The following is a 15,052-nucleotide window of genomic DNA, read 5'->3' as shown; positions in this document are numbered from 1 at the left end:
GGTTCGAACAGCCCAGTCTTCAGAGACGGCCCGCCACCCGCCGGGGCGTCACCCGCACGATGACGCGGGGCCCGTCGTTGACGGAGGCCGGGTTGAAATCCACGTACTTCTGTCCGGTGTACTTCGCCGACAGTTCGTCGGGCAGGGTCTTCTCCGGATCGGGGGTGATCGTCGCGCTGCCCCGGATCTCCGCGTAGACGTACGGGTTGTCCGGCGGGTTGATCAGCACGGTGATCCGCGGGTCGCGGGCGAGGTTCTTGCCCTGCTGGCGATCGGTCGTGGTGGAGAAGAGCAGGTCGTCGCCGTCCCGCTTGAGCCAGATCACGGTCAGGTGCGGCTGCCCGTTCGGCCCGATCGTGGCGGCGGTGGCGAAGACCTTCTCTTCGTCGAGGTATTTCTTCAGGTCGTCGGAGAGCTCTGCGGTACTGGTCATGCTCTGTGCGAACAACCGGCTGTGGCGCGGCATTCCCGTCCGGTCGGCCGCCGCGGCAGCCGTAAAGCGTTGCGGTTCAGACGGTATGCCGGACGCGCGTGGTCGAGGATACTTTCCGGTCCGCTCCAACCCGTGTCACCAGCCGGGGCCTACTTGTTCTGCGGGAAGCCGAGGTTCAGCCCGCCGTGGCTGGGGTCGAGCCAGCGCGTGGTGACCGCCTTGGTGCGGGTGAAGAACCGCACGCCGTCGGCCCCGTGCGCGTGCGCGTCGCCGAACAGCGAGTTCTTCCAGCCGCCGAAGCTGTAGTAGGACATGGGGACCGGAATCGGGACGTTGATGCCGACCATCCCGACTTCGACCTCGTTGTGGAAGCGTCGCGCGGCGCCGCCGTCGTTGGTGAAGATGGCGGTGCCGTTGCCGTAGGGATTGGCGTTGATCAGCGCCAGCGCGTCGTCGTAGCTGTCGACGCGCACGACCGACAACACGGGCCCGAAGATCTCGTCGGTGTAGACGCTCATATCGGCGCCCACATGGTCGAGGATCGTCGGGCCGAGCCAGAAACCGTCGGCCGGGCCGTCGGCTCGCACGCCTCGTCCGTCGAGAACCACCGTGGCTCCAGCGGACTCGCCCGCCGCGATGTAATCCGCGACCCGGTCGCGGTGTGCGCGGGTGACCAGCGGACCCATGTCGGCGCCGCGAGCGCCGTCGCCGATCCGGATGGTCCGAGCCCGCTCGGCGATCTTGCCGACCAGATCGTCGGCCGTCGCGCCCACCGCGACCACCACGCTGATCGCCATGCACCGCTCGCCCGCCGAACCGAACCCGGCGTTCACCGCGGCGTCGGCGGCCAGGTCCAGATCCGCGTCCGGCAGCACCACCATGTGGTTCTTCGCGCCGCCGAGCGCCTGCACCCGTTTACCCGCGGCGGTGCCCCGCTGGTAGACGTACCGGGCGACGGGGGTGGAGCCGACGAACGAGACGGCCTTGACGGCCGGGTTGTCCAGCAGTTCGTCGACCGCGACCTTGTCGCCCTGCACCACCGTGAAGACGCCCGCGGGCAGCTCGGCTTCGGCCCACAGCCGCGCCAGCCACAGCGACGGCGACGGGTCCTTCTCGCTCGGTTTGAGCACCACGGTGTTGCCCGCGGCGATGGCGAGCGGGAAGAACCACATCGGCACCATCGCGGGGAAGTTGAACGGCGAGATGACCGCGACCGGTCCGAGCGGCTGGCGGATGGCGAAGACGTCGACCTTGGTCGAGGCGTTCTCGGTGTAGCCGCCCTGGAGCAGATGCGGTATGCCGCAAGCGAACTCGACGACTTCCAGGCCGCGGCTCACCTCGCCGGTCGCGTCGGCGACGACCTTGCCGTGCTCGGCGGTGATCAATCGCGCCAGCTCGTCCTTCCGCTCGTTCAGCAGTTCGCGGAAGCGGAACAGGATCTGGGTGCGCCGGGCCAGGGAGGTGTCCCGCCAGGCGGGGAAGGCCGCGGCGGCGGAATCGATCGCCGCGCGAGTGTCGGCGACGTTCGCCAGCGCGACCCGTCCGGTCACCGCCCCGGTCGCCGGATCGGTCACCGGCGCGGTCTTCTCGCTGGTGCCCGCGAAAGTCTTGCCGTCGAGCCAGTGCGCGATGGTCTGCATGTCTCCTCGATTCGCTCGGTGAGCGTCGGCGGTGCCGCGGGCTCTCGCCGGACCTCCGATCCCACGGAACGAGAGGCGAGACGCGGCTCGACTACTACTGTCCGGCACCTAGCCTTCTCCCTGCGCCGACGATCTGTACACCATTTCCGCAGCGGTCTCACGATTCGCCGGTGCTTGCTCCTGTCCCCGATGCGCGCCGGGGGCCGCGCCATTGTCGTGCGCAGTCGGTTGCGTGAGACTGTGCGCATGACGGTGGAAGAACGTGTGCTGGCGCGCTGGATCGAGCTGGCGGGGGAGCACTCCGGTGCGGTGGGTTCGGATCTGATCGAGCGCTACGGTGAGCCGCATCGGCACTACCACACCGTCGAGCATCTGGCGGCCGTGCTGGCGGTCGTCGACGACCTGGCCGGCGACGCGGACGACGTCGCCGCGGTGCGCTACGCGGCCTTCTTCCACGACGCGATCTACGCGGTCGATCGCACCGACAACGAGGAGCGCAGCGCCGAGCTGGCGGAGTCGACGCTGCCTGCCCTGGGCGCGTCGCCGGAGCTGGCCGGCGAAGTCGGCAGGCTGGTCCGCCTCACCGCGACCCACCACACCGCCGCCGATGACCGCAACGGCAACGTGCTCTGCGACGCCGACCTGGCGATACTCGCCGCCGATGCTTCCGGCTACGCCGCCTATACGCGGGCCGTGCGCGCGGAGTACCGGCACGTCCCGGAGGACCTGTTCCGTGCGGGTCGCGCCGCGGTATTGCGAAAGCTGGCCGAGCAGCCGTACCTGTTCCGGACATCCGCCGCCCGCCGCCGGTACGAGTCGGCGGCGCGGGCCAATCTCGCGGCCGAACTCGTCGCGCTCGCCATGGAGCAGCCCGAGACGCTCAGGTGAGGATCAGCAACTCGGTGGGCGAGGCGATCTCGGCTCGCAACCCGGCTTTGGCCGCCACCCGCGCGACCCCGCGGACGTCGGCCGGTTCGGCCCTTGTGAGCACGAGGGCGCGCGCGAGCAGGCCCTTGTGGTGCTTGTTGAAATGACTCACCACCGTGCGCGAGCCGTCCGGATGCTCGGTGAGCACGTTCGCGGTGACAGCGCCGGGCACCCGCCCCAGTTGCTGATAGGTGCCCGAGCGCAGGTCCACGACGAGTTCGCCCGCGGCCTCGGTGTGCAGCGCCGCGGCCAGCTCGTCGCGCCACACGGCCGAAAGCGTCGGGAGGCCGGGCAGTTTGGAGCCGCCGGAAAGCCGGTAGGCGGGAATCGGGTCACCCGCGCGGACCGCGCCGAACAGGGCGGAGCCGATGCCGAGCCGGGCGTACGCCTTGGCCCGCTGGGCCTTGGTGAACGAGCGCGCGTCGAGCGCGTCGTAGAGGACGCCGGTGTAGCGCTCCAGCGCGGGACGGGTCGGCGAAACGCGCAGCGCGGCGTTGCGCGCGATCTCGCCGTCGGCCCCCTTGCCCAGGCCCAGCGCGGTCCGCGAGCGTTCCGGGTCGGCCGCCAATCGCACCACCTCGTCGATCAGCCGTGCCCGCACGGCCGTGAGCTGCGGCATCGCCAGCGAGTCCAGGGCGAGCGGCGTCCCGGCGCCGCCATCGGACTTGGTTTCGGAAGGAGGCAGCAGCACCAGCACGAACGAATACGGTAATGCGCTGGGACCGGCGACCGGCCAGCGACTACCCTGTGCTTCCGTGATCACCCGCCTCTCCCGCCTGTTCCTGCGAACCCTCCGCGACGATCCCGCCGACGCTGAGGTGCCGAGCCACAAACTGTTGGTCCGTGCCGGCTACGTGCGTCGCGTCGCCCCGGGTGTCTACTCGTGGCTGCCGCTGGGCCTGCGCGTGCTGCGCAAGGTCGAGGACGTGGTGCGCGCGGAGATGGACGCGATCGGCGCCCAGGAGATCTCGCTACCGGCGCTGCTGCCGCGGGACCCGTACGAGACCACCAACCGGTGGACCGAGTACGGCGACGGCCTGTTCCGGCTGCGCGACCGCAAGGGTGCGGACTACCTGCTCGGCCCCACGCACGAGGAACTCTTCGCGCTCACCGTGAAGGGCGAGTACAGCTCGTACAAGGACCTCCCGGTCACGCTGTACCAGATCCAGACGAAGTACCGCGACGAGGAGCGTCCGCGCGCGGGCATCCTGCGCGGGCGCGAGTTCGTGATGAAGGACTCCTACTCCTTCGACCTGGACGAGGACGGCCTGAAGGCCAGCTACGACGCGCACCGCCAGGCCTATCAGCGCATCTTCGACCGCTTGCGGGTCAAGTACGTCATCGTGGCCGCCACCTCGGGCGCGATGGGCGGCAGCGCGTCGGAGGAGTTCCTGGCCGACAGCCCCGTCGGTGAGGACACCTACGTGCGCTGCCCGGAATCCGGCTACGCGGCCAATGTGGAGGCGGTGGTCACGCCCGCTCCCGAACCGCTGCCGCTCGAAGGACAGCCGGAGGCCGTGGTGCACGACACCCCGGACACTCCCACCATCGCGACGCTGGTCGACTGGGCCAACAGCGCCGGTCTCGCCGAGCGCTACGGTCGTCCGGTCACCGCCGCCGACACGTTGAAGAACGTCATGGTCAAGCTGCGGCATCCCGACGGGAAGACCGAGATCGTCGGCATCGGCGTCCCCGGTGACCGCGAGGTCGACGACAAGCGCCTCGCCGCCTCGGTCGAACCGGCCGAGGTGGAACTGCTCACCGAAGCGGACTTCGCCGAGAATCCGTTCCTGGTCAAGGGCTATATCGGCCCGAAGGCGCTGCAGGCCAACGGTGTTCGGTACCTGGCCGATCCCCGTGTCGGCACCGGCACCAGCTGGATCACCGGCGCGGACGCTCCGGGCAAGCACGTCGTCGGTCTGGTGGCGGGCCGCGACTTCACCCCCGACGGCACCATCGAGGCCGCCGAGGTGCGCGACGGCGATCCCTCGCCCGACGGCCGGGGCGCGCTGGTGGCGGCCCGGGGTATCGAGATCGGCCACATCTTCCAGCTCGGCAACAAGTACACCGACGCGTTCGAGGTGGACGTGCTCGGCGAGAACGGCAAGCCGGTGCGGTTGACGATGGGGTCCTACGGCATCGGCGTCTCGCGCATGGTCGCGGTGATCGCCGAGCAGCAGCACGACGACAAGGGGCTGCGCTGGCCCGCGGCGGTCGCGCCCTACGACGTGCATGTCGTGGTCGCGAACAAGGACGATGCGGCCCGTTCCGGCGCCGAGGAAGTGGTGTCCGGCCTGCACGCTCGAGGCTTGGACGTGCTCTTCGACGACCGGACCGCCTCGCCGGGGGTGAAGTTCAAGGACGCCGAGCTGCTCGGCATGCCGCTGGTGCTGGTGATCGGCCGCGGCTGGGCCGAGGGCAAGGTCGAACTGCGCGACCGCTTCACCGGCGAGGCCGAGGAACTCCCCGCCGCCTCGGCGGTGGACGCGGTGGTAGCCCGAGTCCGCGGCTGACCCGGTTCTCGACGGCCCCCGGCGGAATCCGCCGGGGGCTGTTCGCTGTTGGCGAGACGGCCGTCGCGGCATGCCCGGAGGTTGCTCCGACCGCGGGAACGATGGGGCCGCCACCTACGCGACCGTAACCTGTATTTGCTGGTCACAGATCCGTAGACCGCGCCGACGCTGCTGTTACCCCTTGGTAAGTTAACCGGCATGACAAACACCGACGCGCGGCTGTTCAACCCCGCCACCTACGACCCGCAGCAGTTCGACGCCGAGACGCGGCGCCTGTTGCGCGCCACCATCGAGTGGTTCGAGGGCCGGGGTAAGCAGCGGCTGCTCGCCGACGACGCGAACGCGGTGTGGACTGCGGACTTCCTCGACTTCGTGAAGAAGGAGAAGCTGTTCGCGACCTTCCTGACCCCGGCGGCCTACGCCGACGGCGACCCGAACCGGCGTTGGGACGCCGCGCGCAACGCGGCGCTGTCGGAGATCTTCGGCTTCTACGGCCTGGCGTACTGGTACGCCGAGCAGGTGACCATCCTCGGCCTCGGACCGATCTGGCAGAGCGACAACGAGGCGGCCAAGAAGCGCGCGGCCGCTGATCTGGCCGACGGCGAGGTGATGGCGTTCGGTCTGTCCGAGCAGACCCACGGCGCCGACATCTACAACACCGACCTGGTGCTCACGCCTACCGAACCCGGCAGCGAGGACGCCGAAGCCGGCATCCTGTTCCGCGCGAACGGCGAGAAGTACTACATCGGCAACGGCAACGTGGCCAGCATGGTGTCGGTGTTCTCCCGGCGCTCCGACCTGGAGGGCGCAGACGCCTACGTCTGGTTCGCCGCCGACTCCCGGCACGAGAACTACCGCCTGCTCGGCAACGTCGTGCATCAGCAGATGTACGTCAGCACCTTCCGCCTGGAGAACTACCCGGTGCGCGCGGAGGACATCCTGCACACCGGCCCCGAGGCGTTCTCCGCGGCGCTGAACACCGTCAACGTGGGCAAGTTCAACCTCTGCCACGGCGGGATCGGCATGGTCGAGCACTCCTTCTACGAGGCGATCACGCACGCGAACAACCGCATCCTCTACGGCAACCCGGTCACCGACTTCCCGCACGTGCGGGGGAACTTCGTCGACGCCTACGCGCGCATTGTCGCGATGAAGCTGTTCAGCGACCGCGCGGTCGACTACTTCCGCAGCGCGAGCCTGGAGGACCGCCGGTACCTGCTGTTCAATCCGATGACGAAGTCCAAGGTGACCTCCGAGGGCGAAACGGTCATGACGCTGCTGCTGGATGTGCTGGCCGCCAAGGGATTCGAGAAGAACACCTACTTCGCCGAGGTGCAGCGCCTGATCAACACGCTGCCCCGGCTGGAGGGCACGGTGCACGTGAACGTCGGGCAGATCCTGAAGTTCATGCCCAACTACCTGTTCGCCCCGCAGGACTATCCGGAGATCGGCACCCGGCAGGACGCCGCCGACGACGCGTTCTTCTGGCGTCAGGGCCCGGCCCGGGGCGCGGGCAAGGTGCGCTTCGCCGACTGGACGCCGGTCTACGACAAGCACGCCGACATTCCCAACGTGGGCCGGTTCTACGAGCAGGCGCAGGCGCTGCGCACGCTGCTGACAACCGCGGCGCCGGATGCGGACCAGCAGAAGGATCTGGACTTCATGCTGACCATCGGCCACCTGTTCTCCCTGGTGGTCTACGGTCAGCTGATCCTGGAGCAGGCCGCGATCACCGGCCTGGACCGTGATCTCATCGATCAGATCTTCGATTTCCAGATCCGCGATTTCAACGCCTACGCGACGGCGCTGTACGGCAAATCATCGGCTACCCCGGACCAGCAGGGCTGGGCCGCATCGGCACTGCGGCCTCCGGTCGCCGATCGCCCGCGCTTCGACCGGGTGTGGGCAGAGGCGGCGTCCTACGACGGCGCGTACGAGATGCGCCCGTAGGAACCGTGCGCCGAGCGGCGGCCCGGGGCGATCCGTCGGCCGCCGCTCGCACCGATCGCCCGGTGCTCCCATTGATCGCGCGGTGCTCGCATTGATCGCCCGGTGCGGCTTTCTTCGGCGGGCTGCCGACGGCCGCACCCGCGTCACCGGCTCACTGGCGGTGCGGCGCAAGGAATCTCGCTAGATGCCTCGGTGCCCGGTCGCCGGGTCAGGCTTTGCCGGGGAACGCGACGGTGGGCGGATCGGCGCCGAGGATCGACTGCCAGGTGGCCAGCCGGACGGCGGCTTCGGTGAGCGCCTCGACACCGCCGCGCCGGATGGCCATGGACGCGCCGCGCTCGACCACCGACCGCCAGGCGACGGCCGTATCGGACTCGACCGTGACGGCCAGCCGCGCGGCGGCGATCGGGTCGGTGACCGGAAAGGGCACCGTGTAGGCCGCGTCGGGCGGCGGCACCTGAGCACCGCCCAAGGTGAGTGCGTCCACGGTGGCGTCCCGCCGGGCCCGGTGCGCGGCGGTGTACTCGGCGACCAGCCTGGTGCGCTCCGGCGAGGCGTAGGCGGCGATCACCCCGTAGGCGTACACCGCGCCGTACTCGGCGTTCAGCGCGTCGATCAGCGCTTCGCGTTCGGCCTCGGTCATGCCAGCAACACCCCCGCGTGCACCGCGCAGGCGGCGCTGATCGATGCGAGTAGACCGGCCCGGTAGCCGGACAGGGCGCGAGCCAGATCGGCGGTCTGTTTCCGGGACTCGGTCAGCTGAGTCCGCAGCGCGTCGACGGTGGGGGGCGCGGTGAGCGGCGCGGCGCTGCCCGAAGCCACGGCCGACGGACCGGATCCGTTGGCGCGGGTGCGGTGCACCGGCTTGGTGCCGTCGGCGTAGACACCGATCACGCGGTCGATCTCGGTCCGCAGCGCGTCGGCGTGAGCGGTGCGCTCGGCCGCGATCGCGGTCAGCGCGGCGTGCCGCTCGGGTGCGACGGCGATGGTCGCGGTCGCGGCAGCGGCGTCGGCACGGGCCGCGACCTCCTGCGCGGCAAGGGGATCCGGCTCGTGGACCACGTCGTCGCCGGTGCAGCCCGCCAGGGCCCCGAGGGCGAGGACGCCGACAGTTCCGCCGCCCGCGAGACGTAGTGCGCTGCGACGATCCAGCGCGGCGAGGCGGGGTTGGTGCCGGTCGGAAGGCATGCCGGAAGTGCGCCCGGCACACGGCGGGGCGGGAAGGCGGATGGGCACGGCACCATCGTGCCAGATTCGCGGGGCGTCACCGGACGAGCGTCGGCCGTGGCGTGCAAACTCCTCGACCGCTGGTCCTTTACACTCTCGTGGCGCGTTACGCTAGACCTTCGGTAGAGAATTCTCCCGCCGCGTCACAACTGAACCAGGAGCCGCCCCACATGCCGATGCCGACCGAGGAAAGGGTGAGCCAGCTAGTAGCTGGTCTCGTCGAACGCCGAGGATTCGACCTCGAGGGCGTCGAGATCTCGACGGCGGGCAAGCGCGTGGACGCGCAGGCTCGGGTGCAGGTGACCGTGGATCGCGACACCTCCGATCTGGACGCGCTGGCGAACCTCAGCACCGAATTGTCGGCGCTGCTGGACGAGGCGGGGGATTTCGGCGAGACGCCCTACCTGCTGGAAGTCACGACCCCGGGCATCGATCGTCCGCTGACCGCCGACCGCCACTGGCGCCGGGCGCGGGGGCGGAAGGTGCGCGTCACACTGCGCGAGGGCGCGCAGCCGCCGGAGGGATCGGCCCGCTTCGAGGCCAGGGTCGGCGCGCTCTCCGGTGATTCGGTGGCGCTGGTGCTCGGCGGCAAGCGCGACCCGCACCGGGTGACGGTCCCGCTCGCCGACATCGCCACAGCCGTCGTCCAGATCGAGTTCTCCCCGCCCGGCGCGCGGGAGCTGGAACTCGCGGGCGGAGTCGTTCCGGGGCGCCCCGCCCCGGGCCAGGAAGATGCGGTGGCGGTCGACGACGCCGCGGAGCTCCGAGGAACACCGAATGCACTCTCCGAATCCGTGACTGCGTCCGATTCGCCGACCGAAGGGACCGTGGAATGAACATCGAAATCGAAGCCCTGCGCGCGATCGTCGCCGACAAGGGGATCTCGATCGAGACCGTGATCTCCGCGATCGAGTCGGCGCTGCTGACCGCGTACCGCCACACCGAGGGCCACCAGCCCAACGCGCGCATCGACATCAACCAGAAGACCGGTGTGGTCCGGGTGATGGCGCGCGAAGTGGACGCCGACGGCAATGTGATCTCCGAATGGGACGACACCCCGGAGGGGTTCGGCCGGATCGCGGCGACCACCGCCAGGCAGGTGGTGCTGCAACGGCTGCGCGACGCCGAGAACGAGAAGTCCTTCGGCGAGTTCTCCACCCACGAGGGCGACATCGTCGGCGGCGTGGTGCAACGCGACGCGCGCGCCAACGCCCGCGGCACGGTCGTGGTGCGCATCGGCAGCGAGCTGCACGGCGCGGAGGGGCTGATCCCGCCCGCCGAGCAGGTGCCGGGCGAGACCTACGAGCACGGCGACCGGATCAAGTGCTACGTCGTCGGCGTCTCCCGCGGTCCGCGCGGTCCGCAGATCACGCTCTCGCGTACCCACCCGAACCTGGTGCGGCGCTTGTTCGCGCTGGAGGTGCCGGAGATCGCCGACGGCTCGGTGGAGATCGTGGCCGTGGCGCGCGAGGCGGGCCACCGATCCAAGATCGCCGTCCGCACCACCGTGCCCGGCGTGAACGCCAAGGGCGCCTGTATCGGGCCCATGGGGCAGCGCGTGCGCAACGTGATGAGCGAACTGGCCGGCGAGAAGATCGACATCATCGATTACGCCGACGATCCGGCGACCTTCGTCGGCAACGCGCTCTCTCCGTCGAAAGTGGTATCGGTCACTGTCGTCGACGCGGAGGCGAGGGCGGCCCGCGTCGTGGTCCCCGATTTCCAGCTTTCGCTGGCGATCGGCAAGGAGGGGCAGAATGCCCGCCTGGCTGCGCGGCTGACCGGCTGGCGCATCGATATCCGCAGCGACGCCGCGCCCGACATGGGCGGATCCGTGCGAACGGAGGCGCATCGGAGTTGACCGGAGCCCGCCCGCGGAGTGCTCGGGATGACATGTTCGTAACTTCCGCGGGGGAGGGGTTCGGCGTTCCGAGTGCGGCAGCGGTAGAGTGGTCCAAGGTTCAGTCCGAGCCTTCGGTTCCAATGCCCGACCGCACCACCGAGCAGCCCCCGGCGCCCCAGCGCCGAGCAGCTCCGGTACGGACGTGCATCGGGTGCCGGAAGCGAGTACTGGCCGTCGATCTGTTGCGGATCGTGGCTCGGGATCGTGAGACCGGAGACGGCTCCCACGTTCTCGAGATCGTTCCCGATCCGCGGCGCAGACTTCCTGGACGGGGTGCCTGGATGCACCCCCTTTCGGCTTGTCTGCGCGCGGCGGAACGGCGCCGAGCGATCGGCAGAGCACTACGAGTGTCCGGACATCTGGATATCTCAGCCCTGGAGCATTACCTCGAGAACAGGCACGAGCACTCATGAGCACACCGTGAAGTACCAACGATGAACGTCCATCGGAGATAACCCGAGGTCGTGCGGGCCGCCGTCGCCAGAACGGTGGGGCTGCTCGACCTCTCAGTGAGGAGAGCAGTGGCAGGCAAGGCCCGCGTGCACGAGTTGGCAAAAGAACTCGGTGTCACGAGCAAGGAACTACTCGCAACGCTCAAGGAGCAGGGCGAGTTCGTGAAGTCGGCGTCCTCGACGGTGGAAGCACCCGTCGCGCGTCGGCTGCGTGAATCGTTCGCGGCGAAATCCGCCCCGTCGAACGGCAACAAGCCGGGCGCACGCCCCGGACCGTCCGGCCGTCCGGCCGCCAAGCCCGCGGGCGGTGGCCCGCGTCCCGGCCCCCGTCCGCCGGCGCCCACCCCGGCGCCCACCGCGCAGGAGACCGCCGTTCCCGCCGCGCGCACCGGCGAATCCCCGGCCGTGAAGCCGGGTCCCGCCGCGCGTCCGGGACCGTCCCCGTCGCCCAAGCCCCCCGCCCGGGAATCGATCACCCCACAGGCGGCGTCGGCTTCGGGTGCGACGGCGAGTTCCGCGCCCGCTCCGGCGGGTCCGCGTCCGACGCCGGGTGGCCCGCGTCCCGGCCAGCAGCAGCGGCCCGGCGCGCCCGGTCAGGGTGGTCAGCGCCAAGGCGGCGCCGCTTCCGGCCCGCGCCCGGGGCCGAAGACCCCGCGCGTCGGTAACAACCCCTATTCGTCGGCTCCCGAGCGTCCCGCGCCGCGTCCGGCCCCCGGTCAGGGTGGTCCGCGTCCGGGTCCGGCTCAGGGTGGTCCGCGTCCCGGCCCGGCCCAGGGTGGTCCGCGTCCCGGCCCGGCCCAGGGTGGTCCGCGTCCGGGTCCGGCTCAGGGTGGTCCGCGCCCGACGCCCGGCTCCGGTGGTCCGCGTCCCGGCGGTCCGCGGCCGAGCCCCGGCTCGATGCCGCCTCGTCCGAACCCCGGCGCGATGCCGTCGCGTGCGGCGCGTCCGGGCGGTGCCGGAGGCCCCGGCGCCGGTCGCCCGGGTCGTCCCGGTGGTGGCGCCGGTGCAGGTCGTCCCGGTGGCGGCGGCGGTGGCGGTGGCTACCGCGGCGGCGGTGGCGCCCCGGGTGCGGGTGCCGGTGCGCCCGGTGCCGGTGGCGGCGGTGCGGCCGGTGGCTTCCGCGGTCGTCCCGGCGGCGGTGGCGGCGGTCGTCCGGGTGGTCCCGGTGGCCGCGGTGGCGCGGCAGGCGCGTTCGGCCGTCCCGGTGGCGCGCCCCGTCGGGGTCGCAAGTCGAAGCGGCAGAAGCGGCAAGAGTACGACTCGATGCAGGCGCCCGCCGTCGGCGGCGTTCGGCTGCCGCGCGGCAACGGCGAGATCATCCGGCTCGCCCGCGGCGCGTCGCTGTCGGACTTCGCGGAGAAGATCGACGCGAACCCGGCCGCGCTGGTACAGGCCCTGTTCAACCTCGGTGAGATGGTCACCGCGACCCAGTCGGTGAACGACGAGACCCTCGAGCTGCTCGGCAGTGAGATGAACTACGTCGTCCACGTGGTCAGCCCCGAGGACGAGGACCGCGAGCTGCTGGAGTCGTTCGACCTCACCTACGGCGAGGACGAGGGCGGCGAGGAAGACCTCGAACAGCGTCCGCCGGTGGTGACCGTCATGGGTCACGTCGACCACGGTAAGACCCGACTGCTGGACACCATCCGCAAGGCGAACGTCCGCGAGGGCGAGGCAGGCGGCATCACCCAGCACATCGGCGCCTACCAGGTGCTCACCCACCTGGGCGAGGAAGACCGGCTCATCACCTTCATCGACACCCCGGGTCACGAGGCGTTCACCGCCATGCGTGCCCGCGGTGCGAAGGCCACCGACATCGCGATCCTGGTGGTCGCCGCCGACGACGGCGTCATGCCGCAGACGGTGGAGGCGATCAACCACGCGCAGGCGGCCGACGTGCCGATCGTGGTGGCGGTCAACAAGATCGACAAGGAGGGCGCGAACCCGCAGAAGGTTCGTCAGCAGCTCACCGAGTACGGTCTGGTCGCCGAGGAATACGGTGGCGAGACCATGTTCGTGGACATCTCCGCCAGGCAGAACATCAACATCGACGCGCTGCTCGAGGCCGTCCTGCTGACCGCGGACGCGGCGCTGGACCTGCGGGCCAACCCGGACATGGACGCTCAGGGCGTGGCCATCGAGGCGCACCTCGACCGCGGTCGAGGCCCGGTGGCGACCGTGCTCATCCAGCGCGGCACCCTGCGGGTCGGCGACTCGATCGTGGCGGGAGACGCCTACGGCCGGGTGCGCCGGATGGTCGACGAGCACGGCGACGACGTCGAGGCGGCGCTGCCGTCGCGGCCGGTCCAGGTCGTCGGCTTCACGTCGGTGCCGGGCGCGGGTGACAACCTGCTCGTGGTGGACGAGGACCGGATCGCACGGCAGATCGCGGATCGGCGCAATGCGCGCAAGCGCAACGCGCTGGCCGCACGCAGCCGCAAGCGGATCAGCCTGGAAGATCTGGATGCCGCGCTGAAGGAAACCAGCGAGCTGAACCTGATCCTCAAGGGCGACAACTCGGGTACGGTCGAGGCCCTCGAAGAGGCGCTGCTCGGGATCCAGGTGGGCGACGAGGTGCGTCTGCGGGTGATCGACCGCGGTGTCGGTGGCGTCACCGAGACCAACGTCAACCTGGCCTCGGCGTCGAACGCGATCATCATCGGGTTCAACGTCCGTGCCGAGGGCAAGGCGACCGAGCTGGCCAACCGCGAGGGTGTCGACATCCGGTACTACTCGGTGATCTACCAGGCCATCGACGAGATCGAGAAGGCCCTCAAGGGCATGCTCAAGCCGATCTACGAAGAGGTCGAGCTGGGCCGGGCCGAGATCAGGGCGATCTTCCGTTCCTCGAAGATCGGCAATATCGCCGGTTGCATGGTCACGTCGGGTTCGGTCAAGCGCAACGCCAAGGCCCGCCTGCTCCGGGACAACGTGGTGATCGCCGAGACGATGACGATCTCGTCGCTGCGCCGGGAGAAGGACGACGCCACCGAGGTCCGCGAAGGCTACGAGTGCGGTATGACGGTCACCTACTCCGATATCAAGGAGGGCGACATCATCGAGGCCTACGAGCTGCGCGAGAAGCCGCGCGACTGACCGACCGAGACAAACCCGGACGCCGCGCGAAGTGCGCGGCGTCCGGCCGGTCGTCCCGACACTGGAGGGTGTGTGTACCTGGGTGCACTGGAGTTCGACCTGCTGCTCGGCGACGTGCACTCGCTGAAACAGAAGCGCTCGGTGATCCGGCCGATTCTGGCCGAATTGCAGCGATTCGGTGTGAGTGCGGCCGAAGGTGGGGAACACGATCTATACCGTCGCTCGCTCCTGGGCGTGGCCATGGTCAGCGCGGGAATGGATCACCTGACCGAGGTGCTGGACCGCTGTGAACGGCACGTCGCGGCCCGTCCGGAGTTACAGTTGCTGGCGGTGCGCCGCCGAGTCTTCGGCCCCGAAGACTGACGCGGCCCAGCGACGGCGCGGAGGACGGAGCTCAGATGAGCCACACCGGCCCACGCTCCGCCCGCCATCGACAGAGTTAGTAGTGAGGAGGAAACGGCCATGGTGGACCAAGCCAGGGCACGCCGACTCGCCAAGCGGATTTCCTCGATCGTCGCGACCGCGATCGAATACGAGGTGAAGGATCCGCGGCTGCGTTTCGTGACCGTCACCGACGCCAAGGTCACCGGCGATCTCCGGGAGGCGACGGTGTACTACACCGTGATGGGCGAAACCCTCGACGCCGAACCGGATTACGAAGGCGCGGCGGCCGGTCTGGAGAAGGCCAAGGGTGTGCTGCGCTCCAAGGTGGGCGCGGGAACCGGGGTGAAGTTCACCCCGACGCTGGCATTCGTGCTGGACAGGGTGCCCGACGCGGCCCGGCAGATGGAGGAACTGCTGGCCAGGGCGCGGGCCGCGGACGACGAGGTCGCCAAGGCAGCCGCGACGGCCAGGCACGCGGGCGAAGCCGACCCCTACAAGGCCGAACGCGACGCCGACGAGTGACATGC

14 protein-coding genes are annotated in these 15,052 nt (G+C 70.1%); 9 read left to right on the top strand and 5 right to left on the bottom strand.

Going from position 1 to position 15,052, the window contains the following annotated elements; genetic code table 11:
* Positions 1-19 precede the first annotated feature (19 nt).
* Together IU450_RS08570 and IU450_RS08565 are read right to left on the bottom strand one after the other, a co-directional pair.
* Complete coding sequence (locus IU450_RS08570) at positions 20-433, bottom strand: PPOX class F420-dependent oxidoreductase (protein ID WP_195149208.1); 414 nt, start codon at positions 431-433, stop codon at positions 20-22.
* Between the two features lie 149 nt (positions 434-582).
* Positions 583-2,073, bottom strand: a complete 1,491-nt coding sequence (locus IU450_RS08565) for a CoA-acylating methylmalonate-semialdehyde dehydrogenase (protein ID WP_195149207.1) — start codon at positions 2,071-2,073, stop codon at positions 583-585.
* Between the two features lie 246 nt (positions 2,074-2,319).
* Here IU450_RS08565 and IU450_RS08560 point away from each other — a divergent pair, with 246 nt between their 5' ends.
* Complete coding sequence (locus IU450_RS08560; RefSeq protein ID WP_195149206.1) at positions 2,320-2,961, top strand: metal-dependent phosphohydrolase; 642 nt, start codon at positions 2,320-2,322, stop codon at positions 2,959-2,961.
* Here IU450_RS08560 and yaaA read toward each other — a convergent pair.
* On the bottom strand, positions 2,954-3,697 hold the full coding sequence (yaaA, locus tag IU450_RS08555; protein ID WP_195149592.1) for a peroxide stress protein YaaA: 744 nt from the start codon (positions 3,695-3,697) through the stop codon (positions 2,954-2,956). The genes IU450_RS08560 and yaaA overlap by 8 nt on opposite strands.
* Positions 3,698-3,755: 58 nt before the next feature.
* Here yaaA and IU450_RS08550 point away from each other — a divergent pair, with 58 nt between their 5' ends.
* Positions 3,756-5,513 carry a proline--tRNA ligase gene (locus IU450_RS08550; RefSeq protein WP_195149205.1) on the top strand — a complete coding sequence of 586 codons (1,758 nt, stop codon included), beginning with the start codon at positions 3,756-3,758 and terminating at the stop codon, positions 5,511-5,513.
* A gap of 198 nt (positions 5,514-5,711) precedes the next feature.
* Positions 5,712-7,463, top strand: coding sequence for an acyl-CoA dehydrogenase family protein (locus IU450_RS08545; RefSeq protein ID WP_195149204.1), 1,752 nt, complete (start codon positions 5,712-5,714; stop codon positions 7,461-7,463).
* 208 nt (positions 7,464-7,671) lie between these two features.
* Here the strand turns inward: IU450_RS08545 and IU450_RS08540 are convergent, their stop codons facing one another.
* Together IU450_RS08540 and IU450_RS08535 are read right to left on the bottom strand one after the other, a co-directional pair.
* Positions 7,672-8,106: a ferritin-like domain-containing protein gene (locus tag IU450_RS08540; RefSeq protein WP_195149203.1), complete on the bottom strand. Its 435-nt coding sequence runs from the start codon at positions 8,104-8,106 to the stop codon at positions 7,672-7,674.
* A complete protein-coding gene (locus IU450_RS08535; protein ID WP_228834184.1) occupies positions 8,103-8,651 on the bottom strand; it encodes a hypothetical protein in 549 nt (182 codons plus the stop codon). Before IU450_RS08535 ends, IU450_RS08540 begins: the two co-directional genes overlap by 4 nt.
* 209 nt (positions 8,652-8,860) lie before the next feature.
* On the opposite strand from IU450_RS08535, the gene rimP reads away from it, so the two are divergent.
* The 6 genes from rimP (at position 8,861) to rbfA (ending at position 15,047) form a co-directional block, all read left to right on the top strand.
* A complete protein-coding gene (gene rimP, locus IU450_RS08530) occupies positions 8,861-9,526 on the top strand; it encodes a ribosome maturation factor RimP (protein WP_195149202.1) in 666 nt (221 codons plus the stop codon).
* The gene (gene nusA / locus IU450_RS08525; protein WP_195149201.1) at positions 9,523-10,551 is read left to right on the top strand and encodes a transcription termination factor NusA; all 1,029 of its coding nucleotides are present in this window, start codon (positions 9,523-9,525) and stop codon (positions 10,549-10,551) included. The genes rimP and nusA overlap by 4 nt, the downstream gene beginning before the upstream one ends.
* Before the next feature lie 122 nt (positions 10,552-10,673).
* Positions 10,674-11,006 (top strand): YlxR family protein, encoded by a 333-nt coding sequence (locus tag IU450_RS08520; protein WP_083899509.1) that lies wholly within the window; start codon positions 10,674-10,676, stop codon positions 11,004-11,006.
* A 108-nt stretch (positions 11,007-11,114) separates the two neighbouring features.
* Positions 11,115-14,141, top strand: a complete 3,027-nt coding sequence (infB, locus tag IU450_RS08515) for a translation initiation factor IF-2 (RefSeq protein WP_195149199.1) — start codon at positions 11,115-11,117, stop codon at positions 14,139-14,141.
* A 72-nt stretch (positions 14,142-14,213) separates the two neighbouring features.
* Positions 14,214-14,504 carry a DUF503 domain-containing protein gene (locus IU450_RS08510; RefSeq protein WP_195149198.1) on the top strand — a complete coding sequence of 97 codons (291 nt, stop codon included), beginning with the start codon at positions 14,214-14,216 and terminating at the stop codon, positions 14,502-14,504.
* Positions 14,505-14,603: 99 nt separating this feature from the next.
* Complete coding sequence (gene rbfA, locus IU450_RS08505) at positions 14,604-15,047, top strand: 30S ribosome-binding factor RbfA (RefSeq protein ID WP_195149197.1); 444 nt, start codon at positions 14,604-14,606, stop codon at positions 15,045-15,047.
* Positions 15,048-15,052 lie beyond the last annotated feature (5 nt).

This window comes from Nocardia abscessus, assembly GCF_015477775.1.
Classification (GTDB): domain Bacteria; phylum Actinomycetota; class Actinomycetes; order Mycobacteriales; family Mycobacteriaceae; genus Nocardia; species Nocardia abscessus_A.
The sequence above is the reverse complement of the archived record's forward strand: the minus strand, read 5'-3'. Positions and strand labels throughout refer to the sequence as shown.